Genomic DNA, 25,129 nt, shown 5'->3' on the forward strand with positions numbered 1-25,129 from the left:
GGGCGCGGACCCGTTGAACGCGAAAGGGGCCGTCCCTCCCGCGAGGAGGGGCGGGGCCCCTTTTCGGCGTGCTCAGTGCTCCGAGGAGCCCCGGTACGCCGCCGGCTCAGACGGTCTCGGCGCGCAGGTCGCGCCGCAGCTCCTTGGGCAGGGAGAAGGTGAGGCTCTCCTCGGCGGTCTTGACCGTCTCCACGTTGTCGAACCCGTGGCCCGAGAGCTTGTCGAGCAGCTCGCGCACCAGGATGTCGGGGACCGACGCGCCGCTGGTGACGCCGACCGTGTCGACGCCCTCCAGCCACGCCTCGTCCATCAGGGAGGCGTTGTCGATCAGGTGGGCGGCCGAGGCCCCGGCCTCCAGGGCGACCTCCACCAGGCGCACCGAGTTGGAGGAGTTGTCCGAGCCGACCACGATCACCAGGTCGCACTCGGGCGCCATCGACTTCACGGCGTCCTGCCGGTTGGAGGTGGCGTAGCAGATGTCGTCGCTGGGCGGGTCCAGGAGGTTCGGGAACTTCTCGCGCAGCGCGTCGACGGTCTGGTTGGTCTCGTCCACCGAGAGGGTGGTCTGCGAGAGCCAGGAGACGTTGTCGGGGTCGCGCACCTCGACCTGGTCGACCTGGTCGGGGCTCTCCACGATCTGGATGTGCTCGGGCGCCTCGCCGCTGGTGCCTTCGACCTCCTCATGACCGATGTGGCCGATGAGGATGATGTCGCGGTCCTGCGACGCGAAGCGCTTGGCCTCCTTGTGCACCTTGGTCACCAGGGGGCAGGTCGCGTCGATGGTCTTGAGGCGCCGCTTGTCGGCCTCCTCGTGGACCATGGGGGAGACGCCGTGCGCGGAGAAGACGACGATGGCGCCCTCGGGGACCTCGTCGGTCTCCTCGACGAAGATGGCGCCGCGCTTCTCCAGCGTGCTCACCACATGGGTGTTGTGCACGATCTGCTTGCGCACATAGATCGGCGCGCCGTACTGCTCAAGGGCCTTCTCGACCGTGACGACAGCGCGGTCCACCCCGGCGCAGTAGCCGCGGGGGTTGGCGAGCAGGACACGGCGGCGATTCGTCGCAGTCATGCACCCCATCCTAGGGGCCCTGGTCCACCGGGGCGTCCTGATGTCGCCATCGCCACAGAGCCGACGCGGTCCGACCGCCGCGCGGGCCGATGCGCGACCGACGCCGGGCCCGTCGGCCGCCGCACGGCGCGTGCGGCACGACACAGTGCGGCACGGTGCGGCACGGCTGCGGTGGAGAAGGGATAACGGTCAGCGATCGGTTGCGTCCCGAGATGGCGAATTCGTACCCAATACGGCCGCCACCACGGGACCCTTACAGCCCTATCCTGGTTGACTTGCGTACCCCCATACGCCTATACCCCCGATAGCAGCCACCCCCGTATAGCACTGCGACAGCGGCAGGAGCCCCAGTCCAATGTCGAACGCGTCGACCGTCAGCAAGCTCGTGACCATGGTGAAGGGCATCTTCGGACGCAAGGAGAAGGGTGGGCCCGCCGCGGCGGGCCCCGTCTCCGCGGAGAAGCCGGAGAAGCCCGAGGCCCCCGAGCAGGCGGCCGAGCCCGCCGCGGCGGACGGGGCTGCGGCGACGGCCGCGGCGACCGGAGATGCCGCCGGCGACCGGTCGTCCACGGACGACGCCAAGGGCGAAGAGGCCGGCCGGTCCGAGGAGACCGCCGAAGCCGAAACGGAGCCCGCCAAGGCGGACGCCGCCGAATCGGACGGTTCCGGCGCCGACGGCGCGACCGCGGACACCGCCGGGGCCGAGGCGGCGGAGAAGGCGGAGACGGCGCAGGAGGAGGGCGGTGAGCCCGAGCGCCTCGTCGAGCCGGAGGAGCGGGAGGCCGTCGCCGAGGAGCTGTCCGCGAACGCCGACGACACCCAGGTCGCCAGCGACGAGGTGCTGGAGAAGGTCCGCAAGGACTCCGCTCCCGCCGCCGAGGACCTGCCCGTCCCGAACTACGACGAGGTGACCCTGCCGTCCGTCCGGGCGCGCCTGCGCAAGCTCACCATCGACGAGGTCCGCCTGCTCCGCGCCTACGAGGTCGCCCACCAGGAGCGCCCGGAGTTCATCAAGATGTACGACAACCGCATCGCCAAGCTCCAGAGCGAGGACCAGTAGGCCCGGTGGTGCCGCCCCGGCGCCCCGGCCGAGTCTTCGTACCCCCCACCCTGGAAACCGGATATGACCGAGGAAGGCCGCCCTGAGGGCGGCGTCTCCGAGGGCCGCGTCGCCCTGCCCTATGTCCACATGGTGCTGGTCGGCGCCCTGTTCCTCCTCCTCATGCTGGTCAAGTTCGAGGACCCCGTCCCCGAATGGCGGACGCCCCTGATGATCGGACTCGGCGTGGCTGTACCTGTCAGCGCGTTCCTCCTGGGGGCCAGGACCTTGAAGCAGAAGTGACCGCCGCGCCGGGACACCGGGAAAGGACCGGGTCCCGGCCGTATCACACCCGTTCGGCGCCGCCGGGGAGCAGGCCGGTCACGTCGGCCTGCTCCAGGCGTTCCAGGAACCGCTCGGCCGCGGGCGACGGAGTCCGCCCTTGAGGCGTCACGACACCGATCTCCCGGCTCCACACCGGTTCCTCCACGGGCCTGTGCGCGATGTCGGCGAACCCCATCAGTACGCGCACCAGTGACGGCAGGGCGGTCACCCCCAGGCCGGCCGCCACCAGGCCCCCGACGGTCGACACGTTCCCCGCTTCGATCGCCGTGGCGGGCGCGCCGCCCGCCTCCTCGAAGGCGCGGTCGGTCAGCCTCCGCACGCTGGAGTCGGTCCCCAAGGCGATGAACGTCTCCTGCGCCAGGCGCGACCACGTCACCCGCTCCTGGGCGGCCAGCGCGTGTCCGGGCGGAAGCGCGGCGAAGAAGGCGTCGCGCACCAGAGGGCGGACGGCGAATCCGACGGGCCGCGGGTCCAGCGCCGTCACCGCCAGGTCGGCCGTGCCCGAGGCGACCCGGTCCAGCGCCGTCCGGGCCATCCCGTCCAGGACGCGCACCCCGATGCCCGGGTGCCTTTCGCGGAATCCGGCGATGACCGGCGGCAGGAGGACGGCGGCGACCGACGGCAGCGTCGCAATGGTGACCGTGCCCTCGTCCCCGCGCAGCACCCGGTCGAGGCGGTTCATCTCGGCGCGGTGCGTCCCGAGCACCCGCTCGGCGGCGGCCAGCAGCGCGTCGCCCTCGGAGGTGCGCCGCAGCGACCGGGTGGTGCGCTCGAACAGGCGCACCCGCATCAGCCGCTCGACCTCCTGCACCGTCCGGCTCAGCGACGACTGCGAGACCCGCAGCTCCCGCGCGGCCGCCGTGTAGCCGCCGCACCGCGCCACCGCCTCGAACGCCGCGAGCTGCCGCAATGTCAGATCCATGACCCGACAGCATAGATCCATCCGGTTCTGATGTTGGACAGGCAACGACCGGCGCCCTCACCATGATCGGAAGTGATCGCCGTCACGCACCCCGGCGGCGCACGTCTCCCCCCGGTCGAGGAGGCCCTGGCATGCTCACGGCACTGGCGTTCGCGACGATCGCCGTCCTGCTCGCCCTCCTGCTGTCGAACCGCGTCAGCGCGGTCGTCGCGCTCGTCTCCGTGCCCCTGGCCGCCGCCGCGCTCGCGGGCTTCGGGCCCGGGGAGATCACGGAGTTCGTCTCCGCCGGCGTCGGCGGGGTCGTCGGAACGGTGGCGATGTTCGTCTTCGCCATCCTGTTCTTCGGCGTGATGCGCGACGCCGGGCTGTTCGACCCCGTCGTGGAGCGCGTCCTGCGCTTCGCCGGGCGCGACCCGGTCACCATCGCCGTCGCCACGGTCGTCCTGGCCATGGCCTGCCACCTGGACGGCGCCGGGGCGACGACCTTCCTCATCACGGTCCCCGCGATGCTCCCGCTCTACGAGGCGCTGGGCATGCGCCGCCTGCTGCTCGCGGCGCTGGCCGGGCTCGGCGCGGGCGTGATGAACCTGGTCCCGTGGGGCGGACCCACCGCCCGCGCCGCGACCACGGTGGGCACCGGGGCCAACGAGCTGTGGACGCCCCTGATCCCTGCGCAGGCCGTCGGGATCGTCGCGGCGATCGCCGTCGCCTACCTCCTGGGGCGCCGCGAGCGCAGGCGCCTGGCGGCGGTCCCGGCGGGGAGCGGCGCCGGTGCGGACGGTGCCGGTGACGATGGAGCGGCCTGCGGGGACGGAGTGGACGGCGCCGACGCGGGAGGCCCCGGGCACACCGCCTCCGAGCACGCCCGCCCCCGCCTGTTCTGGGTGAACGCCGTGATCACCGCCGCCGTCGTCGGCGTGCTGATCTGGGGCGTGCTCTCGTCCGAGCTGGTCTTCATGATCGGCCTCGTGGCCGCGCTGGTGGTCAACTACCCGGGCATGCGCGCACAGACCGAGCGCATCAACGCCCACGCCCAGGGCGCGGTGCTCATGGCCTCCACCCTCCTGGCCGCCGGGGTGTTCCTCGGCGTCATGGAGGAGAGCGGCATGATCGAGGCGATGGCCTCCTCGCTCACCGGGGCGGTCCCGCAGGCCGCGGGCCCGGCGCTGCCGGTCGTCGTCGGGGTCCTCGGCGTCCCGATGAGCCTGCTGTTCGGACCGGACGCCTACTACTTCGCCGTGCTGCCGGTCCTCGACGCCGTGGGGGCGGGCTTCGGCGCGGACCCGGACGCGCTGGCGCGCGCGTCCCTGGTCGGGCAGGAGACGGTCGGGTTCCCGATCAGCCCGCTCACCGGGTCCTTCTTCCTGCTGACCGGGCTGGCGAAGGTGCCCATCGGCGCGCACATCCGCTTCCTGCTGCCGTGGGCGTGGCTCGTCAGCCTGATCATGCTCGCCGCCGCCGTGCTGACGGGCGCCGTGCCGGCCTGGACCGGCTGAGGGAACCACTCGATGGGGGGACGACGATGAGCCGAATCCGGATCGGATGCGGCGCCGGCTTCGCCGGGGACCGCATCGCTCCGGCGGTCGACCTGGTCCGCGACGGGCGCCTGGACTACCTGGCCCTGGAGTGCCTGGGGGAGCGGACGGTCGCACTCGCCCAGGCGCGCCGCCTGCGCGACCCGGCGGGAGGGGCCGACCCGCTGCTGGCCAAGCGCGTGCGCGCGCTTGCGGGGCCGCTCGCCGGGACGGGCACGCGCCTGGTCACCAATGCCGGGGCGGCCGATCCCGAGGCGGCGGCGCGCCTCGTCTCCAGGGTGTCGGCCGAGGCGGGCGCGCCCATGGACGCCGCGGCGGTCGTGGGGGACGACGTCCTCGACCGGATCGACCTCGCTCAGCCCGCCTGGGAGGACGGCAAGCCGCTCGGTGAGCACGGGGAGATCGTGTCCGCCAACGCCTACATCGGCGCCGAGGCGCTGCTTCCTGCCCTGGAGACGGGAGCGCGCGCGGTGGTGTGCGGAAGGGCGGCGGACCCCTCCCTCTTCCTCGCACCGATGATGCACGCCTTCGGCTGGGCCGACGACGACTGGGACACCCTCGCGCGCGGCACCGCGGTCGGGCACCTCCTCGAATGCGCCGGGCAGCTCACCGGCGGGTACTTCGCCGACCCGCCCTACAAGACGGTCCCCGGCCTGGCACGGCTCGGCTATCCGCTCGGGGAGGTCGCCCCCGACGGGAGCGCGGTGGTGACCAAGCTGCCCGACGCCGGAGGGGTGGTGGACGCCCGCACCGTCGCCGAGCAGCTCGCCTACGAGGTCACCGACCCCTCGGCCTACCTCACACCGGATGTGGCGGCCGACTTCACCGCCGTACGCGCCGACCGGGTCGGGCCCGACCGTGTTGAGGTCCGCGGCGCCGTGGGGCGGCCCCGGCCCGGCACCCTCAAAGTGAGCGTGGGATACAGGGCGGGTTTCCGCGGTGAGGGCGAGATCGGCTACGCGGGCCGGGGCGCGGTGGCGCGGGCGCGCCTGGCCGGAGAGGTCGTCCGGGAGCGCCTCGGCGGAGCGGTGCCGGACCTGCGCGTGGAGGTGGTCGGCGTGGACGCGATGCACGGCCCGCAGGCGGGGGAGGGGGTCGAGCCCTACGAGTGCCGACTGAGGGTCGCCGGGCGCGCGCTGGACCGCGAAGCGGCCGAGGCGGTCGCCGAGGAGGTCGACGCGCTCTACACCTCCGGGCCTGCGGGCGGGGGCGGGGTACGGGTCCGCGTGGAGGAAGTGGTGGGCGTGCTCTCGGCCGGCATTCCCCGGGACGCTGTGGAGACCAGGGTCGTGCATGTGGCAGCGCGCGCGGAGGAGCGCCCGACGGAGCGCCCGATGGATGCGGAGGAGGGCTGATGGTCCGGCTCTACGAGGTGGCCCACTCGCGCGCGGGCGACAAGGGCAACGTGACGACCCTGTCGCTGATCCCCTACGACCCGGCGCTCTACCCGGTGCTGTGCGAAGCGGTGACCCCTGAGGAGGTCGGTCGGCACCTGGGCGACCGCGTCGTGGGCGAGGTGGTTCGGCACCGCATGGACGGGGTGGGCGCGCTGCTGTTCGTGTGCCCGCGCGCGCCGGGGGACACGGTCACCGAGTCCCTGCGACTCGACGCCCACGGCAAGTCCATGAGCTCGGCGCTCCTGGAGATGGAGGTGCCGCTGGATCCGTGATGCTCCCGGTGTCCGAGCGGTCCACTAGGGTGCCGCGGCATGAGCGATGAGAGCGTGAGCACCCTCCTCCGTCGGGCGAGCCGTTCCCTCAGCGAGTGCGAGTTCTGGGTCAGGCACATCGTGTGGGAGGACGGCGCCCTCGGTCCGCTCGGCGAGGCGCGGCGGCTCTGCGACGAAGCCGAGCGCAGTAGCGACCCGGAGGACGCCGAGACCTCGGGCACCCTCGCCGTCCTCCGCTCCACAGCGGCGGCCTACGCCCTGCGCCACTGTGTCGGGGCGACGGTGGGGTGCGACTTCGACGACGAGGACGGGACGCTCCCCGACGGGCTGAGTGAGCACGACCCGGAGGGCGTGAGCCGCCCCCTTGCGGAGGAGGCCGTCCGGGCGGCGCGGGCCGCCCTGGACGTCGACCCCGGGGACGCGCTCGTCCCGCTCCACCTGGGCCACGCCCTCACCTGGGTCGGCGATCAGGAGGGCGCGGTGGAGGCGTACCGGGAGGCGCTCCGCCGCGACCCGGGGGAGGTCGGCGCGCTCTCCTGCCTGAAGCACTTCGGCGCGTTCCCCGACGACCTGGACGCGCACGACCGCAGGTCGTGGGACGAGGCGCGCATGTACGGCCAGTGGCCCTACACCGCCCCGGAGAGCCACGGGAGCCACGGATTCTTCCTGCTCCGCGTCCCCTACTGGATGGACAACAACAACGCGGACCACGACTTCGTGCTGTTCGCGTCCGCGGCCGAGGCGTGCGCCCATCTCGACCGGGTGCTCAATGTTGTGCTGGGGGACGGCGACTTCGTGAATGGGGGTCTGGACGAGGAGGACGACGAGGTGGGCGGGGTCGTCCTCCGTGTCCACCGGCCGGGCCGCCCGGTCGCCGAGTACGACCTGACGGCCCGGGTGGGGCGGGCTACGGACGGGGTCTACCACGTCGACCGGTCGGGTCTGCCGCTGGACGAGGCGGTCGAGAACCCGCTCCCGGCGGGCCGCCCGGTGCGGATCGACACCAGGACGTGCTTCGCGAGTCCTGAGTAGCGGGCGCGTCCGCTCTCAGAGCCCGCCGTCCCTGCTCACCCCTGGAGGCCGAAGAAGCGGAGCAGGTGGCGGCTGGAGCAGATGGTGTCCGGGAAGTACTGGCCGCTCTGGCCGCACTCCTCCGGGCCGCCGCCGGGGCGGACCGGCGTGCCGTGCCCCATCCCGGGGACCCTGTTGACCTGGACGGCCACCGTGCCGTCGGAGGCGAGGTACTCCTCGCGCAGGGTCCCGTTCGGCTCCAGGGTGCTCGTGCGGTCCGGAGTCTGGCCGAGACCGTGCACCGCGGTCCACTGGTCCCGTAGCTCGTCGGCGTTGCGCTCGACGACCGTGTAGTCGGAGGTGCCGTGCCACACCGCCACACGCGGCCACGGCCCCTCCCAGGAGGGGTGCCCGGAGGCGGCGAGGCGCGCCCACTCCTGCGGGGACTTGTCCTTGCCCGGGTTCATACAGGTGAAGGCATCGATCATGCTGGTCGCGCACTTGTACGGGAGCCCGGCCATCACCCCGCCCGCCTGGAACGCGTCCGGATAGGCCGCGAGGAGCGCGGTGGTCATCGCGCCCCCGGCGGACAGTCCGGTCGCGTACACCCTGCCGGCGTCGCCGCCGAACTCGGACACGGCGTGGGCGGCCATGTTCCGGATGGACGCGACCTCCCCCTGGCCGCGGGCGATGTCGGCGCCCTGGAACCAGTTGAAGCACCGGTTGAAGTTGTTGGCGGTGCGCTGCTCGGCGAAGACCAAGAGAAGGCCCTGTTCGTCGGCGAGTTCGACCAGCCCGGAGTGGTCCGCGTACTCCTGGGCGGTCTGCGTGCACCCGTGCAGGGCGACGATGACGGGGGCGCCGTCGGGCAGGTCGGCGGGGCGGTGCACGTACATGTCCAGGGCACCGGGGTTGGTGAACCCGCTGACCTTCTCCAGGGGCGGTGCCGCCTGTGCGGGGGCAGTGGTGAGCAGGGCCGCTCCGACACCGGCGGCCACGGCGGCGGCGAAGAGGCGCGCCGCCCGGGACACGGTCCAGGAAACGGCTCGGCGCGCGGTTCGACGGAAGGGGGATGTCATCTCCTCATCTCCTCAGGTCTCGTCTCGGTTCGCGTTCGGAGGGCTCACAGAGCGCACCGGTTCACCAGGTCGCCCTCCTCGGGGCGTTCGACCGTCGTGCTGGGCGGGGGAGGCGTTCCGTCGTCGACCCAGCGCTCCATGGCGGTGAAGGCCTCGCGGTAGCAGGGCAGCATGGGGCGGAGCCGGTCGGGGAACCGGTCGTACAGGCCGTCCACGTGGTTGCCGTCCTCCACGCGGTAGTAGCGGGCGATGTCGGCGTTGCCCCGGTCGTCCACCATGTCGGCGTAGACGTCGGAGTCCGTGGAGATCGGCAGCAGGGCGTCGAGGGTGCCGTGCAGGGTGATCAGCGGCTTGCCGATGTCCCCGGTCAGGGAGATCCGCTCCACCGCGCGCCGCACCGACGCCGGGCGGTCCCCATAGGCGTAGTCCGCGTCGTCGCCCTTGTAGGCGGGATCGAACTCGGTGCGGTAGATCTCCTGGGTCAGGCCCCAGTAGACCTCGTGGTGGTACTCCCACAGGAACTCGGAGTCGGCGGGGAACCCCGCCTCCACCAGCGCCTCGCGCGCTTGCGGGTCGCCCGTCCCGGCGTAGGCCGGGTACTCGCGCACGGCGGTCGGCAGGGTCGTGAACAGGTTCGGCCCGTCGCCGCGCCAGAGCACCCCGGACCAGTCGATGCCGCCGTCGTAGAGGTCGGGCCGGTTCTCCAGCTGCCAGCGGGTCAGGTACCCGCCGTTGGACAGGCCGGTGACGAAGGTGCGTTCGGGGGACCGGCCGTAGTGGAGGTCCGCGGCCTTCTGGGCGGCGACGGTGAGCTGCGTCAGGCGCTCGTTCCATTCGGCGACGGCGTCGCCCGGGCGGCGGCCGTCGCGGTGGAATTCGAGCCCGGTGTTGCCCTTGTCGGTCGCGGCGAAGGCGTACCCCTGGGCCACGACCCAGTCGGAGACGGCGGCGTCCAGGGCGTACTGGGTGCGGTTGCCGGGCGACCCGCCGACCACGAGCCCGCCGTTCCAGTCCTCGGGGAAGCGGATGACGAACTGGGAGTCGTGGTCCCAGCCGTGGGTGGCGTTGGTGGTCGACCGGTCGGGGAAGTGGCCGTCGAGCTGGACACCGGGCACACCGCTCGGGTTGTGGGTCCCCTCGGCATTCAGCCCGGCCCACGCGGCGGGGTCGGTGTGTCCGCTGTCGACGGTTCCGGCGGTGGTCAGGTCGTCCAGGCGGGAGGCCGCGACGCGGTCCGCGCCCGGGACGGGGCCGTCTCCGTGGGCGGGGGAGGCGACGGCGGGGGAGGCCGCCGAGGCGAGGAGGAGCGCGCCCGCCAGTATGGCGGAGGTCACGTGCTTGCTCATGCCGTACGACGGTAGGCGCACGTCGCCGCGGTCCCCATGGGCTCGGCACCCACACTGGGAGGGGGGCGGGTCCCCGGAGGGGACATGGCGGGAGGGGCGGGTCCGGTTCGGTCCTGGGGGCGGTGCCCGGCTCAGCCCTCGACGATCGCCCGCAGCGCGGCGACGTGGGCCTCGTAGGCGGCGCGCCCCTCCTTGGTGAGCGACAGCCAGACCCGCTGCCTGCGGTCGCGCGTGGCGCGGGTCTGGTGGACGTAGCCTTCGTCGACCAGGACGCCGACCTGCTTGCTCAGGACCGAGGCGCTGACCCCGAGCTTGTCCTGCACGGTCGCGAACTCCACCTGTCCCCCCGGGCCCGCGGCGTCGAGCGCCGCGCAGATCCTGAGCCGGTTCGGGGCGTGGATGGTCGGGTTGAAGCCGTCGGTCGCGGTCGGTGTGGGATCGGTCGTCACTGCGCGTCGCTCTGCTTGTAGTAGGGGCTGGTGCGGCGATGGTAGGGGCCGAACGCGGCGATGACGAGGCCGACCGCGGCCGACAGCCCGACCCACAGCCAGTTGGAGTCGATGAAGAGGCTCGTCGCGACCGCGGCGACCACCAGCACCCCGCACGGGACGAAGACCGGCCAGGTCTCCTTCCAGGTGAGCCAGCGCAGCACGCCCATCTGCTTGACGCCGAAGTGCATGATCAGCGCGCACGCCGCGAGGAAGACGACGATTCCGGCGAACATGGCCCCGATGCCGACGGGGGTGTCGGGGAGGACGGTGATCAGGCCGTAGGGGGCGACGACGGCCCCGAGCGCCGGGAAGTACCAGGCGGGCACCTTGACGCCGGCGACGTCGGTCGTGAGCTTCTCGGTCTCCTGCAGCGCGGCCGCGGCCTCTTCGGGGGAGGGGTGGCCGTTCGGGGGGTTCTGAGTTTCCATACCGGAAAGTGAAGCACTGACTTTCCATGTCGTCAAGTGAGGAGATGGGGGCGGCGGCCGATCCCCTGACCTGCACGGGTGTCCGGGCTCACGGGGCGCGGTCGGTGCCGTGGCCGAACCCGGACGCGCCCCGTGCATCCGGCGCGGTGGGCGAACCGCCGGAGACGGGACCGGGTGGCGGGACCGCCACCCCGGTGGCCCGGGCCCGGCCCACTGCGCCCCCTGCGCGTGTGGCCCGTGCCACCGACCGGCATATTCTGGCTCTTGGACGGCTCTTTCGGCCCGGCCCGCCGGGCGGTGAACGAGGAGGCTCGGCATGAGCAAGGCCCTTGTGCTCGGCGGCGGAGGCATCACCGGGATCGCCTGGGAGATCGGCATCCTCACCTGGCTCCAGGAGGCCGGGCTGGACCTCACCGGCGCCGACCTCGTCGTCGGTACCTCCGCCGGCTCGGTCGTCGGCGCGCAGATCACCTCCGGCATGCCGCTCGCCAAGCTCTACGACCGCCAGCTCGCGCCCCCGGATGGGGAGGCGGCCGCCCACCTGTCCCGTGTGGGCCTGCTCCGCCTCGTGTCGGCCTACGTGACCGAGCGCGACCCCGACCGGGCACGGGCCCGCATCGGCCGCGCCGCCCACCGCAGCGCGATCCGCCGCCCGAACGCCTCCGTCGCCGACCGCCGCGCCGTCGTCGCGGGGCGCCTCGTCTCCCACGACTGGCCAGAGACCGACCTGCGCGTCACCGCCGTCGACGTGCACACCGGACGCCGCAAGGTGTTCGACCGGAACAGCGGGGTGCCCATCGTCGACGCGGTCGCCGCGAGCTGCGCGGTGCCGGGCGTGTGGCCGCCGGTGCCGGTCGGCGGGTCGGTCTACATGGACGGCGGCGTGTACTCGACGGCCAACATCGACCTTGCGGCCGGGTACGACCGCGTGGTCGTCCTCGCCCCCATCGCGCACGGGATGGGGCCGCTGCCCGGCCCCGCCGCCCAGCTCGACGGCCTTCCCGGTGAGCCCAGGAGCGTCCTGGTCACGCCGGACAAGGAGGCGCTGGCGGCGTTCGGCGGCAACGTGCTGGACCCGAGGTTCCGCGCGCCCGCCGCGCGCGCGGGCCGGACCCAGGCGCCGGACGTCCTGCGCGTGGTCGGCGACGTGTGGGAGGGCTGACCGCCCGCGCGGATAGGCGGGTGCACTCCGCGTTGATCTCGGGAGAAACGACGCTACCGGGCCGCTTTTAGGGGCGCTTTTCCCGAGATCAACGCCGGAGGGGCGGGCTCAGTCCCCGGCCCGCCCCAGGGCCGCGTAGTGGCAGGCCACCCTCGCCGGGCCGCTGCCGGACAGCACCCCCGGGTCCTGCGTCCTGCAGGCGTCGGCCACGCCCGCGCGCTCCGCCTCGCCCGAGGCCAGGACCGGGCACCGGGCGTGGAACCGGCACCCGCCCGGGATCCTCGTCGGGTCCGGCGGCTCGCCCGCGAGGACCTGGGGCTCCTGGGCACCGGACTCCGGAAGCACCGACATCAGCGCCTGCGTGTAGGGGTGCCGCGGCTCCGCCAGCACCTCCTCCACCGGGCCCGCCTCGACCACCCGGCCCAGGTACATCACCGCCACCCGGTCGGCGATGTTCCACGCCATGCCCAGGTCGTGCGTGACCACCAGCGCCGACAGCCCCAGGTCCGCGCGCAGGTCCAGCAGCAGCCGCAGGATCTCCCCGCGCACCGAGGCGTCCAGGGAGGCCACCGGCTCGTCGGCGACCAGCGCCTCGGGCTCCAGCACCAGCGCCCCGGCGATCACCACCCGCTGGCGCTGGCCGCCCGACAGCTCGTGCGGGTAGCGCAGGTAGAACCGCTCCGGCGGGCGCAGACCCGCCCGGGACAGCGCGTCGGCCACCCGGCGCTCCTCGTCGGCGGTCGCCCCCTCGTGGATGCGCAGCCCCTCGGCGACCGCGTCGTAGACCGTGTGCCGGGGGTTGAGCGAGCCCGCCGGGTCCTGCTGCACGAGCTGCACCCGGTGCCGGTAGCCCTTGAGCGCCCGCGCGCCGTATGCCAGCGGCCGCCCCTCGAACAGCACCCGGCCGGCGGTGGGCCGCTCCAGCCCGAGCAGGGTGCGCGCCAGCGTGGTCTTGCCGCACCCGGACTCGCCGACCAGCGCCAGGATCTCCCCGGCGTGCAGGTCCAGGTCGACCCCGTCGACCGCGCGGGCGGTGCCCCGCCCGCCGCGCCCGGTGAACTCCACGCTCAGGCCGGAGGCGCTGAGCAGCGGCTCCCCCTGGGCGCGGGCGCCGTCGGCCGCGCCCTCCGGGCCGTCCTGCGGGGCGCTCCTCTGCAGTTCGGCGGTCATACGGCCTCCTCCAGCACCTTGACGCAGGCGGCGCGGCGGCCGCCGTCCCCGGCCGACCACAGGTCCGGGTCGGTGGCGGCGCACCGCTCCTCGGCCACCGCGCAGCGCGGCCGGAACGAGCACCCCTCGGGCAGCGCCGCCGGGTCGGGCGGGTCGCCGGGCAGCCCGCGCGGCGCCATCCGCGACCCCGGGTCGCCCACGCGGGGGAAGGCGGCGCTGAGCGCGGCGGCGTAGGGGTGCCGGGCGGCGGCGACCACCTCGGCGGCCGGCCCCTCCTCGACCACCCGGCCGGCGTACATCACCGCCAGCCGGTCGCAGGTGTCGGCCAGCACCGACAGGTCGTGGCTGATCATCACCAGGCCGATGCCGCTGCCCGCCACCAGGTCGTCGATCAGCCGCAGGATCTGCGCCTGCACCATCACGTCCAGGGCGGTGGTGGGCTCGTCGGCGATGATCAGCCGGGGCTCGCAGGCCAGCGCCATCGCGATCATCACCCGCTGCCGCTGCCCTCCGGACAACTCGTGCGGGTAGGAGCGGGCCCGCCAGCGCGGCAGCCCCACGCTCTCCAGCAGCTCGCCGACGCGGGCCCCGGTCCGGCCGGGCGGGACGGTCCCGTGCAGCAGCATGGGTTCGGCGATCTGGTCGCCGACGCGGCGCACCGCGTTCAGGGCGTGCATGGCGCCCTGGAAGACGATGGAGGCGCCGGCCCAGCGCACCGCCCGCAGGCGCCCCCAGCGCATGGCCGTGACGTCCTCCCCCTCCAGCAGCACGGAGCCGCCCACCCGCGCCGACTTGGGCAGCAGGCGCAGCAGGGCGAGGGCGACGGTGGACTTGCCGCACCCCGACTCCCCGGCCACGCCCAGCTTGCTGCCGGCCTCCAGGGTGAACGACACCCCGCGCACGGCGGGCACCCGCCCTCCGGCGGTGCGGTAGTCCACCCGGAGGTCCTCGACCCGCAGGAGCGGTTCCGCTCCCGTCCCTTGAGGCCCGTCGGGCGCTCGCGCCCCGTCGGGCACCCGTGCCCCGTCGTCCGTACTCACCGGCGCTCCCTCAGCCTGGGGTTGAACACGCCCTCCAGCGCCCGCCCGCACAGGGTGAACGAGAGCGCGACCAGCGCGATGGCCAGGCCCGGCGGGACCATGTACCACCAGATGCCGGAGCTGATCGCCCCGGCGCTGCGGGCGTCCTGCAGGATGCCGCCCCAGGAGATCGTCGACGGGTCGCCCAGGCCCAGGAAGGACAGGGTCGACTCCATCACGATCGCCTCGGCGACCAGCAGCGTGGTCTGGGCGAGCACCACCGGCATGACGTTGGGCAGCACGTGCCGCTTCATCACGTGCAGGTGGCCGCCGCCCAGCGCGCGGGCCCGCTCGATGAACGGGCGCGCCTCCACCGACAGGGTCTGGGCGCGCACCACGCGCGCCGTGGCGGGCCAGGCGGTCACACCGATGGCGACGATGATGGTCAGGGTGCTGCGCTCCAGGACCGCGGCCAGGGCGACCGCCACCACCAGGGACGGCAGCACCAGGAACCAGTCGGTGACGCGCATGAGCACGTCGGAGGGCCAGCCGCCGAAGTGCCCGGCGATGATGCCGATGACCGTGCCCAGGGCCACCGACACGAACGCCGCCAGGAACCCCACGGTCAGCGAGATCCGCGCGCCCCACAGCACCATCGCCAGCACCGACCGCCCGAAGGCGTCGGTGCCCAGCCAGAACTCGCCGCTGGGCGGCTCGAACCGCCCGCCGGGGCCGCCGGTGACCGCCAGCTCGCCGGCGTCGATGAACAGCGGCGCGCACAGCGCCGTCAGGGCGGCCGCCGCGAGCGCCGCCAGCCCGAACAGGCCCGCGCGGTTCTGGGCGTAGGTGCGGGCGAACTCCCCCCAGGCCGCGCGCCGCCGCGCCCACAGCAGCGCGCGCCGCGAGGGCGCCGGGGCGCTCACGTGCGCACCCGCGGGTCGAGCAGCGGGTACACCAGGTCGGCCAGCAGGTTCATGATGATCACCGCGCTCGCGAACAGGACGAACAGCGCCTGGACCAGCGGGAGGTCGGGCACCCGCAGGCCGGAGTAGAACAGCGACCCCAGCCCGGGCCAGGCGAAGACGGTCTCGATGAGGATGACGCCGCCCATCACCCGCCCCAGGTTGAGGAAGATGAGGGTGACGGTGGGCAGCAGGGCGTTGGGCACCGCGTGGCGGCGCAGCACCAGGGAGTCGCGCAGCCCCTTGGCGCGGGCCGTGGTCAGGTAGTCCGCGCCCATCTCGTCCAGCACCGAGGAGCGCATGATGAGCAGGTACTGGGCGTAGACGACGGCGACCATGGTGGCCACCGGCAGCACCATGTGGTGGGCCACGTCCACAGCCGAGTCGAACCCGCCCTCCACCCCGGGGGTGGACATGCCCGAGGTGGGGAACAGGCCGGGCAGCCACCCGGCGCCCGAGGCCAGCACCACGATGAGCAGCAGCCCCAGCCAGAAGGAGGGCACCGACCACAGGGTGAGCGCCACGGCGGTGGTGGCGCGGTCCCCGGCCGAGCCGCGGCGCCAGGCGGCCCGGGTGCCCAGGACCAGCCCGAGCAGGGCGGCCACGACGGTCCCGGTCCCGGCGAGCAGCACGGTGGGGCCGATCCGCTCGGCGATGAGCTCGGCGACCGGCACCCGGTACTGGTAAGAGGTGCCGAAGTCGAACCGCAGGAGGCCCACACAGTAGTCGGCGAACTGCTGCCAGAGGGGCTTGTCCAGTCCGAACTGGGCGCGCAGCTCCTCCAGCTGCTCCACCGAGACCTCGCGGCCCTCGGTCATCGCCCGGACCGGGTCGCCGGGCAGGATGCGGAACAGGAAGAAGCTGGTGACCATCACGGCGAGCAGGGAGACCGCGGCGGTGAGCAGGCGGCCGCCCAGATAGCGCAGGACGCGGGCGGCGCGGGAGGGACCGCCGGGCGCGGTGCCGGGGCCGGGTGCGCCCGGTTCCTCGGGCGGCGCCGCCGCGGCGGTCGCTGGTCGGGTCAACGCGGGCCCCTTCACTGGTCGGCGGGTCGGAGCGGACGGGTCGGGGTCGGGCGGCGGGTGCCCGGGGGCGGCGCGCGGCCGCCGCCCCCGGGCCCGGGTCAGGGGCGGGCGCTCACTCCCGGTCCTCGGCGGTGGCCGTGCGGCGGCGCCACACCAGGAAGCCGATCGCCCCGGCGACCACCACGACGGCCCCGGCGATCCCGGCGATCATGCCGCCGGACAGCGAGCCTCCGCCCTGGCCGCCCTCGGCGGGCACGGCCGTGGAGAAGCTCCAGTGGCCGTCCTGGCCGAACAGGTTGCCGCCCGGGTCGGGCTGGACCTGCGTGGAGGAGATCTGGTCGGAGCGGTAGGCCTCCATGGTGTTGGCGTAGGTCACCACGTTGACCACGGCCTCCTCGTAGAGGATCTGCTGCATGTCCTTGACGTACTCGGCCCGCTGGTCGGGGTCGTCCCAGGCGGCGAGCTGCTTGTCGTAGAGCTCGTCGTACTGCTCGTCGCAGAAGTAGGCGTCGCCGCGCATGGTGCCCGGCTCCTCGGGCAGCGCGTCGCAGGTGTGGATGCCCAGCACGTAGTCGGGGTCGGGGTTGACCGACCAGCCGGTCCAGATGAGGTCGTACTCGGCGTCGTAGAGGGCGTCGCTGAGCACGCCGGGGTCGACGGTCTGGTTGTCCACCTCGATGCCGATGTCGGCCAGCCGCTCGACGAAGATCTTGCCCATGGCGACGTAGTCGGGGCGGTCGTTGTGGACGTGCATGCGCAGTTCGAGCCGGTCGCCGTCGGGCGAGACGCGGATGCCGTCGTCGCCCTCCTTGTACCCGGCCTCGTCGAGCATCTCGTTGGCGGCGTCGACGTCGAAGTCCAGGCGCTCCTCCTCCGAGGGCTCCCAGTAGTACCGGTCGTAGCGCGCGGGGATGTAGCCCTCGGCGGGCTCGGCGTAGCCGCCGTAGACCTTCTCGACCAGCTCGTCCTTGTCGATGGCCCGCATGATGGCCTGGCGCAGGGTCTTGTCCTCCAGCGCCGGGTGCCCGTCGCCGAACTCCTCGCCGTCCTGGGTCTCGGCGCCCGGGTTGATGGTGAAGCCCTGGAACCGCTTGCCGGTGGCGTTGTTGACGCTGATGCCCTCCTGGCCCTCCAGGGAGTCGGCCTGGGCGGGGGTCAGCCCGGCGACCATCGACACCTCGCCCTTGCGCAGGGCCTCCACCTCGGCGTCCTTGTCGGCGAAGTAGCGGAAGACCAGGTTCTCGAACTCGGGCGCGCCGCGCCAGTAGTCGGGGTTGGCCTCCAGGGTGATGGACTGGTTGGGCTCGTGGCCGGTGATGGTGAAGGGGCCGCTGCCCACGATGGGGAAGTCCTCGTTGGTGAAGTCGCCGAAGTCGTCGACCCCGGACCACACGTGCTCGGGGACGATGGGCGCGTCCAGGGAGAGCATGGTGGCCTGCGGCTCTTCGAGCTCGATGCGCAGGGTGGAGTCGTCGACGGCGGTGACCGTCTCGAAGTTGGCCACCGCGTTGCCGTTGGCGGTGGCGGCCTCCTCGTCCTCCATCATCGCGTTGTAGGTGAAGGCCGGGTCCTCGGCGGTGACGGGCTCGCCGTCGCTCCAGGTCATCCCCTCGCGGATGGTGAAGGTCCAGGTGAGGCCGTCCTCGGAGGTCTCCCAGGACTCGGCGACGGCGCCGGTGGGCTCGTTGGTCTCGGCGTCGTAGGCGACCAGCGGCTCGTAGACGGCCTTGTGGATGCTGGTGGAGATGAGCAGCTGGGCCAGGAACGGGTTGAGGGTGTCCACGGGCTGGGAGATGGCCACGGTCAGGGTGTCGCCCTCGGGGGAGGCGGCCTCGGCCGCGGCGGGTGCGGCCGCGCCCGCGGCCAGGGCCAGCGCGGCCGCGGCGGCGGCGCCGCGCAGGGCGCCCGGGTGCGCACGGCCGGGGCCCACGGGCCGCCGGGAGGGTCTGGGGGACCGGGTCGAAAACGGGGGAAAGGCGGTGGGCATGGTCGGCGACCCCTCTTCACGCTGGGAAAACGGGGGGACCTCGAACCGGCGGCCGGTTGTTGGTTGTCTACCAGCGTGCACAGAAAAGCGTCAACGACTTACACCCTGACCGTCACAGGATGTTCACGATCTTCCGCTCGCGGTGCCCGCCTCCCGGTCGGGCACCATTTTCGGATCGGGGGAAACCGTGCGCCGAAACCACCTTTTCCGGGCCGATTCGCCATGAATGACCGGGGCCGCTAGCGTTGCCGCACATGATGGGGCACTCTCACGCGCTCAGCGGCGCGGTCGGCTGGATGGCACTGGTTCCCGTTCTGGACGGGACCGAGGTGCTGGGGATCACCTTCCACATGGGTCCCGGAGAGATCATCGCGGGCGCCCTGGTGTGCGCCGGGTCCGCGCTCATCCCCGACCTGGACCACAAGAGCGCCACCATCACCCAGACCTACGGAATCGTGACCAAGACCCTGGGCGCCTTTCTGAACTGGGCGTTCGGCGGCCACCGCAACGGCACCCATTCGCTGCTGTTCGCGCTGATCATGGGGGCGATCGCGCAGGGGACGTCGCTGTGGTCGGAGATGGCCGCGCAGATCTTCGTGTTCCTGCTGATCGGCATCGCCTTCAACGGCCTGGGCTTCGGCATGGACAAGAACCGGACCGCCTCGGGCGTCATCAACGCCATGGTCACCGCCGGGATCACACTGGCCCTGTACAGCGCGGGCACCGACTACACGTGGCTGGGCGCGGCGGTGGCCCTGGGCTGCCTGCTGCACTTCGCCGGGGACATCGCCACCCACATGGGGGTGCCGCTGCTGTGGCCGTTCTCCGGCTACCGGGTGGGGCAGAACATCGGCTTCAAGACCGACGGCAAGGTCGAGCGCAACGTCGTCACGCCCGCGCTGACCATCGCGGTCGTGCTGTACGGGTTCTACCTGTTCGACTGGCCGGAGCTGCTCCCGCGCTCCTGAGGGGCCGCCGGATAGCATGGCGGCCGTGACGCGAACCACGGAGTCCCTCACCCCTGAACTGTACGAATACCTGGTGGCGCACAGCGCCCCGGTCGACCCGGTACTGCGCGACCTCGCCGATGAGACGGCGCGCCTGTTCCCCGACAGCGTCGGCATGCAGATCGGCCCCGAGCAGGGCACCTTCATGACGATGATGGCCCGCACCCTCCGCGCCCGCGACGCGGTGGAGGTCGGCACGTTCACCGGCTACTCCTCCATCTGCCTCGCGCGCGGGCTGGACTCGCGCAACGGCTCCCTGCTGGCGTGCGACGTCAGCGAGGAGTGGACCGACGTCGCCCGCCGCTACTGGGACCTGGCCGGCGTGGCCGACCGGATCGAACTGCGGCTGGGCCCCGCGCTGGAGACGCTGCAGGCCCTCCCCGCCGCGCGCGCCTTCGACCTGGCGTTCATCGACGCCGACAAGACGGGCTATGTGGGCTACTGGGAGGAGCTGGTGCCGCGGATGCGGCCGGGCGGCATCATCCTGGTCGACAACACCCTCTCGCACGGCCGGGTGGTGGACCCCGCCGAGGACGCCCCCGCGGTGCAGGGCATCCGCGACTTCAACGACACGGCCCTGGCCGACGAGCGCACCGACGTGGTGATGCTGCCCATCGGCGACGGCCTGACCATGGCCCGCAAGAAGGACTGACCGCCTCCGGGGACCGGTCCTCCACAGGATCGGCACTGCACCCCCGCACCGGTGGCCGCCTGCAGTACGCTCCCGGAACATGCGGATCCTGCACACCTCCGACTGGCACCTGGGGCGCTCCTTCCACCGGGAGAACCTACTGGACGCCCAGGCCGCCTTCATCGACCACCTCGTGGAGACGGTCCGCGCCGAGCGGGTCGACGCGGTGGCGGTCTCCGGCGACCTGTACGACCGGGCGCTGCCCCCGGTGGACGCGGTGCGCCTGCTCGACGAGGCGCTGCGCCGGATCCGCGGCACCGGGGCGCGGGCGGTGCTGATCAGCGGCAACCACGACTCCATGGCCCGGCTGGACTACGGGTCGGGCCTGTTCGACGCCGCGGGCGTGCACCTGCGCAGCTCCCTGGAGGGCGTGGGGGCGCCCGTGGTGCTCGACGACGCGCATGGGCCGGTGGCCTTCTACGGCATCCCCTACCTGGAGCCGGAGATCGCCCGGCGGCACTGGGGGCTGTCCGGGCGGGGCCACCCGGCGGTGCTCGGGCACGCCATGGACCTGGTCCGCGCCGACCTGGCCGAGCGGCCCGCGGGCACGCGCTCGGTGGTGCTCTCGCACGCGTTCGTGACCGGGGGCGCGCCCTCCGACAGCGAGCGCGACATCGCGGTGGGCGGCGCGGCGCACGTGCCCGCCTCGCTCTTCGACGGCGCGGACTACGTGGCGCTGGGCCACCTGCACGGCCGGCAGCGCATGTCGGAGCGGGTGCGCTACTCGGGCTCGCCGCTGGCCTACTCCTTCTCCGAGGAGCACCACGTCAAGGGGTCCTGGCTGGTGGAGATCGACCGGTCGGGGGCGGTGCGCGCGGACTTCGCCGAGGCGCCGGTGCCGCGGCCCGTCGCCCGCCTGTCCGGGCGGCTGGAGGACCTGCTGGCGGGGCCCGAGTGGGAGGCCTACACGGGCCACTGGCTGCAGGTGACGCTGACCGACCCGGTGCGGCCCGCCTTTCCGATGGACCGGCTGCGCGAGCGCTTCCCGCACGCGGTGAACCTGGAATTCGCGCCCGAGGGCGCGCCCGACCGCGAGGACGCGTCGTGGGCGCGCGGGAGCCGCGACCGGCCGGGGCCGGAGCTGGTCATGGACTTCGTGGACTGGGCGCGCGGGGAGTCCGCCTGCGAGGAGGAGCGGGACCTGGTCCGGGCCGCCTTCGAGGACCTGCGCACGCGGGAGGCGTCCGCCTGATGCGCCGCCCGGCCGCCCCCGCCGTCCCCGCCGTCACTGTCGTCCCTGTCGCCCCCACCGTCACCGCCGTCCCGCCCGACCCCCGGGAGACCCGTCCCTGATGCGTCTGCACACCCTCACCGTCCAGGCCTTCGGCCCGTTCGCGGGCACCGAGGCGGTCGACTTCGACCGCCTCGGCGACGGCGGCCTGTTCCTCATCCACGGCGCCACCGGGGCGGGCAAGACCTCGGTGCTGGACGCGGTCTGCTTCGCCCTGTACGGCAGGGTGCCCGGGGTGCGGGAGGCCGCCAAGACGCCGCACTCCACACACGCCCCGCCCGGGCGCAAGCCGGAGGTGACGCTGGAGCTGACCGTGCGCGGGCGGCGGCTGTCCATCACCCGCTCCCCCGCCTGGCGGCGCCCGAAGCTGCGCGGGTCGGGCACCACCGAGGAGAAGGCCAAGGCGGTCGTCACCGAGTCCACCCCCGAGGGGTGGAAGGGGCTGACCAACCGGCCCGACGAGGCCGGGCAGCTCGTCTCGGACCTGCTGGGCCTGACGCTGGACCAGTTCTGCCAGGTGGTGCTGCTGCCGCAGGGCGAGTTCGCGCGGTTCCTGCGGGCGGGGGCGCGCGAGCGCGCGGCGTCCCTGGAGCGGATCTTCGACGCCGGGGTCTTCGCCGACGTGGAGAAGTGGCTGGCCGAGCGCGCCGCCGCGCTGTCGCGCGCCGCGTCCGCCGCCGAGGAGGAGGTGCGCGCCACCGCGCACCGGCTGGCCGAGGCGGGGCGCTCGCCGCTGCCCGGGGAGGCCGATGAGGACCTGGAGGCCCTGGTGCCGTGGGCGGCGGAGCTGGCGTGCGCCACGGCCGCGGCGGCCCGCGAGGCCGGGCCGGTGGCGGCGGGGGCCGCGGCCGGGCGGGACCGGGCCCGCGCGGCGCTGGAGGAGGCCCACACGGTGGCCGAGCGGCGGCGCCGCCGGGCCGCGGCGGCCGAACGGGAGGCCGAGCTGGTCGCCCGGTCGGCCGAACGGCGCGCGTGGGACGCCGAACTGGCCGCCGCCGAGCGCGCGGCGGCGGTGGTGCCGCTGCTGCTGACGGCCGACCAGCGCCGCACCGAGCTGGAGAAGGCTGAGATGGCGGCGGCCGAGCGGCTGTCCCTGGTGTCGGGGCTCGACGGCGTGGACGCCTCCTCCCCCGCCGGTGCGCTGCGCGCGGCCGAGCGCACCCGCCGGGACGAGGTGGCGCGCCTGCGCCACCTGCAGGGGGACGTGGAGCGGTGCGCCGAGCTCCGCGACGAGGTGCGGGTGCTGGACGCGCGCATCGGCAAGACCGACAAGGAGCTGGAGTACTGGAAGGGCCGGGCGGCCGAGCTGCCGGCGCGCCGGGCCGAGCTCGCCGCCGAGCTGGACGGGGCGCGCGCCCGGACCGGGCCGCGGGAGGCCGCGGTCGAGGCGCTGGAGCTGGCCCGGCACCGGCTCACCGCGGCCCGGGAGGCCGAGCGGCTCGCCGAGGACCTGTCGGCCGCCTCGGCGCGGCGCATCACGGCGGTCGACGCGGCGCAGACGGCGCAGGAGCACCTGCTGGACATCCGCCGCCTGCGGATCGAGGGCATGGCCGCCGAGCTCGCCGGAGGGCTGGCCGACGGGGAGCCGTGCCCGGTGTGCGGGTCGGCCGAGCACCCGGACCCGGCCGTGGGCGACGCCGAGCGCCCGGCCCAGGAGGACGAGGAGCGGGCGCAGCGCGCGGCCGAGGCCGCCCAGCGCCGCCGCACCGACGCGGAGGGCGCCGAGGCGGGGCTGGCCGAGCGGCTGGCGGCGGCGCAGGCGTCCGCCGGGGGCTGGGACACCGCGGACGCCGCCGCGCAGGTGGAGGCGCGCACGGCGGCGCTGGACGAGCTGGACGCGGCGGCGAAGCAGGCGGCCCAGGCGGCGGAGCGGCTGGCGGGGGTCGACGCGGAGCTGGACAGGGCCAGGGAGAACCAGGGCGCGCTGGCGGCGGACCTGGCCGAGCTGACCGAGCGCCGCGCGGCGCGGCAGGCCGAGGCCGAGCGCCTGGCCGAACGCCTGGAGGCGGCCCGCGGACAGGACGCCGACCTCAAGGCGCGCCTGTCCCGGCTGGAGGGCGAGGCGGGGCTGCTGCAGTCGGCGGCCGAGGCGCTGGACCGCCGGGCGTCGGCGGCGGAGGAGCGGCGCACGGCCGCGGCCGAGGCGCGGCGGGCGGCGGTGGAGGCCGGGTTCGCCGAGGAGGACGAGGTGCGCAGGGCGGACCGGGCCGAGGGCGGGCGCGCGGCGCTGCGCGAGCGGGCCCGCGCCTACGACGAGGAGCTGGCGGCGGTGCGGGCCGTGCTGGCCGACATGCCCGCCGCGGAGGCCGAGGCGCCCGCGCCCGACCTGGACGCGCTCCGGCGGGAGGCGGACCGGGCCGAGGCGGAGTCGGAGCACGCGGCGGCCTGGCGGGACCGGCTTGCCCGGCGCGCGGAGCGCCTGGCGGACCTGCGCGCGGAGCTGTCGGACCGGCTGACGGCCTCGCGCCCGGCGCGCGAGCGGCACCGGGTCGCCGACGGCCTGGCGCGCCTGGCGGCGGGGACGTCCCCGGCGAACCGGGAGAGCGTGCGGCTGTCGTCGTACGTGCTGGCGGCGCGGCTGCGCCAGGTGGTGGCGGCCGCGAACGACCGGCTGACGACGATGTCGGGCGGCAGGTACGAACTGCGCCACACGGTGGACAAGGCGGCGGGCGACCGCTCCCGGTCGGGCGGCGGCCTGGGGCTGCGGGTGCTGGACGCCTGGACGGGGCTGGAGCGCGACCCGGCGACGCTGTCGGGGGGCGAGACGTTCATCGCGTCCCTGGCGCTGGCGTTGGGCCTGGGCGACGTGGCCACCCAGGAGGCGGGCGGCACCGACATCGGCACCCTGTTCGTCGACGAGGGCTTCGGCACCCTGGACGAGGAGACCTTGGAGGAGGTCCTCGACGTCCTCGACCGCCTCCGCGACGGAGGAAGGGCCGTCGGGGTGGTGAGCCACGTAGCCGACCTACGGACAAGGATCACGACCCGCCTGAGGGTCCACAAGACCCCCTCAGGCTCCCGCCTGGAACAGACGGGGTGAGGGATCCTTGCCGTTTCCAGGACAGGCGGCATAAGCTATCCTTATATTCAGGATCCATGAAGTGGCAAGTCGTTCTCCTCGCTCCCGTCGAGGACTGGTTCCTTACGCTGACCAACGCGGCTCCCGACGTCGCCAACAAGGTGGAGGAGGCCATAGATGTCCTCTCCGAAGCAGGCCCCGACCTCGGACGCCCACTAGCGGACCGGGTCCACAACAGCAGTCTGCACAATCTGAAAGAGCTGCGGCCCCGCACCCCTCCGGGGACCTCGATACGGATTCTGTTCATCTTCGACCCCGAGCGAGAGGCGATCCTCTTGGTCGCCGGCGACAAGGCCGGAAGCTGGAATCGCTGGTACCAGGAGGCCGTTCCACTCGCCGAGAAGCGCTACGCCGAGTACAGGGAGGCGACACCGTGAAGGGCACGCCATGGGAGGAGACCAAGCGGAAGGTCCGCGAGATGCACCCGTCCTGGGACTCTCCTGAGCGAGAGGCCGCCCGGGAGGAAGGTCGTGAGCGCCTTCGCGCTGAACTTCGGGGACACCAGCTCGCCGAGCTGCGACGACAGAGCGAACTCACCCAGGCCGAGGTCGCTGCGAGAATGGGCGTTTCACAGGCACGCGTCTCTCAGATCGAAAGCGGACAGATCACGTCCATGGACTCGGTCCGCGACTACGTCGGCGCCTTGGGAGGAAGCCTGGACGTGGTGGCGACCGTCGGCGGCTGGAGCGTCAAGGTCGCCTGACCCACTCCGAGGCAGTGGCGACGACGCGCCCCATCCGGCAGCGCCGTCGGCCTCTCCTCGCCGCCGCCTGCTACGCCACGCCCCATCGGCCCGCCGCCCGGCAGGCAGGGGCGGGGAACCGGTCGGCTCATCCGTCGCTGCCGGCGACCGCCCACA

General features: G+C 73.8%; 24 protein-coding genes. 13 read left to right on the forward strand and 11 right to left on the reverse strand.

Translation table 11 applies throughout. The features are described from left to right. Positions 1 to 106: 106 nt before the first annotated feature. Entirely contained in the window at positions 107 to 1,072 is a 966-nt protein-coding gene (locus tag O4J56_RS10110) for a 4-hydroxy-3-methylbut-2-enyl diphosphate reductase (protein ID WP_270685425.1), read from the reverse strand. A 355-nt stretch (positions 1,073 to 1,427) separates the two neighbouring features. Between O4J56_RS10110 and O4J56_RS10115 the strand changes: the two genes are divergently transcribed. Continuing rightward, positions 1,428 to 2,132 (forward strand): hypothetical protein, encoded by a 705-nt coding sequence (locus tag O4J56_RS10115; RefSeq protein ID WP_270685426.1) that lies wholly within the window; start codon positions 1,428 to 1,430, stop codon positions 2,130 to 2,132. A 63-nt stretch (positions 2,133 to 2,195) separates the two neighbouring features. Then, on the forward strand, positions 2,196 to 2,414 hold the full coding sequence (locus O4J56_RS10120; protein WP_270685428.1) for a hypothetical protein: 219 nt from the start codon (positions 2,196 to 2,198) through the stop codon (positions 2,412 to 2,414). A gap of 43 nt (positions 2,415 to 2,457) precedes the next feature. Here O4J56_RS10120 and O4J56_RS10125 read toward each other — a convergent pair whose 3' ends face one another. Beyond that, positions 2,458 to 3,378 (reverse strand): LysR family transcriptional regulator, encoded by a 921-nt coding sequence (locus O4J56_RS10125; protein WP_270685429.1) that lies wholly within the window; start codon positions 3,376 to 3,378, stop codon positions 2,458 to 2,460. Between the two features lie 131 nt (positions 3,379 to 3,509). Here O4J56_RS10125 and O4J56_RS10130 point away from each other — a divergent pair, with 131 nt between their 5' ends. The 4 genes from O4J56_RS10130 to O4J56_RS10145 are packed head-to-tail and all read left to right on the forward strand — an operon-like array spanning position 3,510 to position 7,614. Beyond that, a complete protein-coding gene (locus tag O4J56_RS10130) occupies positions 3,510 to 4,874 on the forward strand; it encodes a CitMHS family transporter (RefSeq protein ID WP_270685430.1) in 1,365 nt (454 codons plus the stop codon). Between the two features lie 26 nt (positions 4,875 to 4,900). Further along, positions 4,901 to 6,268 (forward strand): acyclic terpene utilization AtuA family protein, encoded by a 1,368-nt coding sequence (locus O4J56_RS10135; protein ID WP_270685431.1) that lies wholly within the window; start codon positions 4,901 to 4,903, stop codon positions 6,266 to 6,268. Continuing rightward, positions 6,268 to 6,582: an AtuA-related protein gene (locus tag O4J56_RS10140; protein ID WP_270685432.1), complete on the forward strand. Its 315-nt coding sequence runs from the start codon at positions 6,268 to 6,270 to the stop codon at positions 6,580 to 6,582. The genes O4J56_RS10135 and O4J56_RS10140 overlap by 1 nt, the downstream gene beginning before the upstream one ends. 39 nt (positions 6,583 to 6,621) lie before the next feature. Continuing rightward, positions 6,622 to 7,614, forward strand: a complete 993-nt coding sequence (locus tag O4J56_RS10145; RefSeq protein ID WP_270685434.1) for a tetratricopeptide repeat protein — start codon at positions 6,622 to 6,624, stop codon at positions 7,612 to 7,614. Positions 7,615 to 7,649: 35 nt separating this feature from the next. Here O4J56_RS10145 and O4J56_RS10150 read toward each other — a convergent pair whose 3' ends face one another. The 4 genes from O4J56_RS10150 to O4J56_RS10165 form a co-directional block, all read right to left on the reverse strand. After that, positions 7,650 to 8,672 carry an extracellular catalytic domain type 1 short-chain-length polyhydroxyalkanoate depolymerase gene (locus O4J56_RS10150; RefSeq protein WP_270685436.1) on the reverse strand — a complete coding sequence of 341 codons (1,023 nt, stop codon included), beginning with the start codon at positions 8,670 to 8,672 and terminating at the stop codon, positions 7,650 to 7,652. Between the two features lie 44 nt (positions 8,673 to 8,716). Beyond that, positions 8,717 to 10,018 carry a 3-hydroxybutyrate oligomer hydrolase family protein gene (locus O4J56_RS10155; RefSeq protein WP_270685437.1) on the reverse strand — a complete coding sequence of 434 codons (1,302 nt, stop codon included), beginning with the start codon at positions 10,016 to 10,018 and terminating at the stop codon, positions 8,717 to 8,719. Between the two features lie 131 nt (positions 10,019 to 10,149). Then, positions 10,150 to 10,467 (reverse strand): transcriptional regulator, encoded by a 318-nt coding sequence (locus O4J56_RS10160; protein ID WP_270685438.1) that lies wholly within the window; start codon positions 10,465 to 10,467, stop codon positions 10,150 to 10,152. After that, positions 10,464 to 10,937, reverse strand: coding sequence for a hypothetical protein (locus O4J56_RS10165; RefSeq protein WP_270685439.1), 474 nt, complete (start codon positions 10,935 to 10,937; stop codon positions 10,464 to 10,466). The genes O4J56_RS10160 and O4J56_RS10165 overlap by 4 nt, the downstream gene beginning before the upstream one ends. A 316-nt stretch (positions 10,938 to 11,253) precedes the next feature. Between O4J56_RS10165 and O4J56_RS10170 the strand changes: the two genes are divergently transcribed. Beyond that, positions 11,254 to 12,099: a patatin-like phospholipase family protein gene (locus tag O4J56_RS10170; RefSeq protein ID WP_270685440.1), complete on the forward strand. Its 846-nt coding sequence runs from the start codon at positions 11,254 to 11,256 to the stop codon at positions 12,097 to 12,099. A 108-nt stretch (positions 12,100 to 12,207) separates the two neighbouring features. Here the strand turns inward: O4J56_RS10170 and O4J56_RS10175 are convergent, their stop codons facing one another. The 5 genes from O4J56_RS10175 to O4J56_RS10195 form a co-directional block, all read right to left on the reverse strand. Next, positions 12,208 to 13,269: an oligopeptide/dipeptide ABC transporter ATP-binding protein gene (locus tag O4J56_RS10175; protein ID WP_270685442.1), complete on the reverse strand. Its 1,062-nt coding sequence runs from the start codon at positions 13,267 to 13,269 to the stop codon at positions 12,208 to 12,210. After that, a complete protein-coding gene (locus O4J56_RS10180; RefSeq protein WP_270685472.1) occupies positions 13,266 to 14,285 on the reverse strand; it encodes an ABC transporter ATP-binding protein in 1,020 nt (339 codons plus the stop codon). Before O4J56_RS10180 ends, O4J56_RS10175 begins: the two co-directional genes overlap by 4 nt. 20 nt (positions 14,286 to 14,305) lie before the next feature. Further along, positions 14,306 to 15,211 (reverse strand): ABC transporter permease, encoded by a 906-nt coding sequence (locus tag O4J56_RS10185; protein ID WP_270685444.1) that lies wholly within the window; start codon positions 15,209 to 15,211, stop codon positions 14,306 to 14,308. Beyond that, entirely contained in the window at positions 15,208 to 16,275 is a 1,068-nt protein-coding gene (locus tag O4J56_RS10190; RefSeq protein WP_270685445.1) for an ABC transporter permease, read from the reverse strand. Before O4J56_RS10190 ends, O4J56_RS10185 begins: the two co-directional genes overlap by 4 nt. Before the next feature lie 112 nt (positions 16,276 to 16,387). Beyond that, positions 16,388 to 18,262, reverse strand: a complete 1,875-nt coding sequence (locus O4J56_RS10195) for an ABC transporter substrate-binding protein (protein WP_270685446.1) — start codon at positions 18,260 to 18,262, stop codon at positions 16,388 to 16,390. Between the two features lie 254 nt (positions 18,263 to 18,516). Here O4J56_RS10195 and O4J56_RS10200 point away from each other — a divergent pair, with 254 nt between their 5' ends. The 6 genes from O4J56_RS10200 to O4J56_RS10225 all read left to right on the forward strand — a co-directional run bounded on the left by O4J56_RS10200 (position 18,517) and on the right by O4J56_RS10225 (position 24,973). Continuing rightward, positions 18,517 to 19,230 carry a metal-dependent hydrolase gene (locus O4J56_RS10200; RefSeq protein ID WP_270685447.1) on the forward strand — a complete coding sequence of 238 codons (714 nt, stop codon included), beginning with the start codon at positions 18,517 to 18,519 and terminating at the stop codon, positions 19,228 to 19,230. A gap of 16 nt (positions 19,231 to 19,246) precedes the next feature. Next, positions 19,247 to 19,921, forward strand: a complete 675-nt coding sequence (locus O4J56_RS10205) for an O-methyltransferase (protein WP_270685449.1) — start codon at positions 19,247 to 19,249, stop codon at positions 19,919 to 19,921. A gap of 79 nt (positions 19,922 to 20,000) precedes the next feature. Continuing rightward, complete coding sequence (locus O4J56_RS10210) at positions 20,001 to 21,152, forward strand: exonuclease SbcCD subunit D (protein ID WP_270685450.1); 1,152 nt, start codon at positions 20,001 to 20,003, stop codon at positions 21,150 to 21,152. A gap of 100 nt (positions 21,153 to 21,252) precedes the next feature. Beyond that, positions 21,253 to 24,231, forward strand: a complete 2,979-nt coding sequence (locus O4J56_RS10215; RefSeq protein ID WP_270685451.1) for an AAA family ATPase — start codon at positions 21,253 to 21,255, stop codon at positions 24,229 to 24,231. 56 nt (positions 24,232 to 24,287) lie between these two features. Beyond that, entirely contained in the window at positions 24,288 to 24,647 is a 360-nt protein-coding gene (locus tag O4J56_RS10220) for a type II toxin-antitoxin system RelE/ParE family toxin (RefSeq protein WP_270685452.1), read from the forward strand. Positions 24,648 to 24,688: 41 nt separating this feature from the next. Continuing rightward, positions 24,689 to 24,973 (forward strand): helix-turn-helix domain-containing protein, encoded by a 285-nt coding sequence (locus O4J56_RS10225; protein WP_270685474.1) that lies wholly within the window; start codon positions 24,689 to 24,691, stop codon positions 24,971 to 24,973. The last annotated feature ends 156 nt before the right edge of the window (positions 24,974 to 25,129 follow it).

The organism is Nocardiopsis endophytica, assembly GCF_027706725.1.
Lineage (GTDB): Bacteria > Actinomycetota > Actinomycetes > Streptosporangiales > Streptosporangiaceae > Nocardiopsis_A > Nocardiopsis_A endophytica.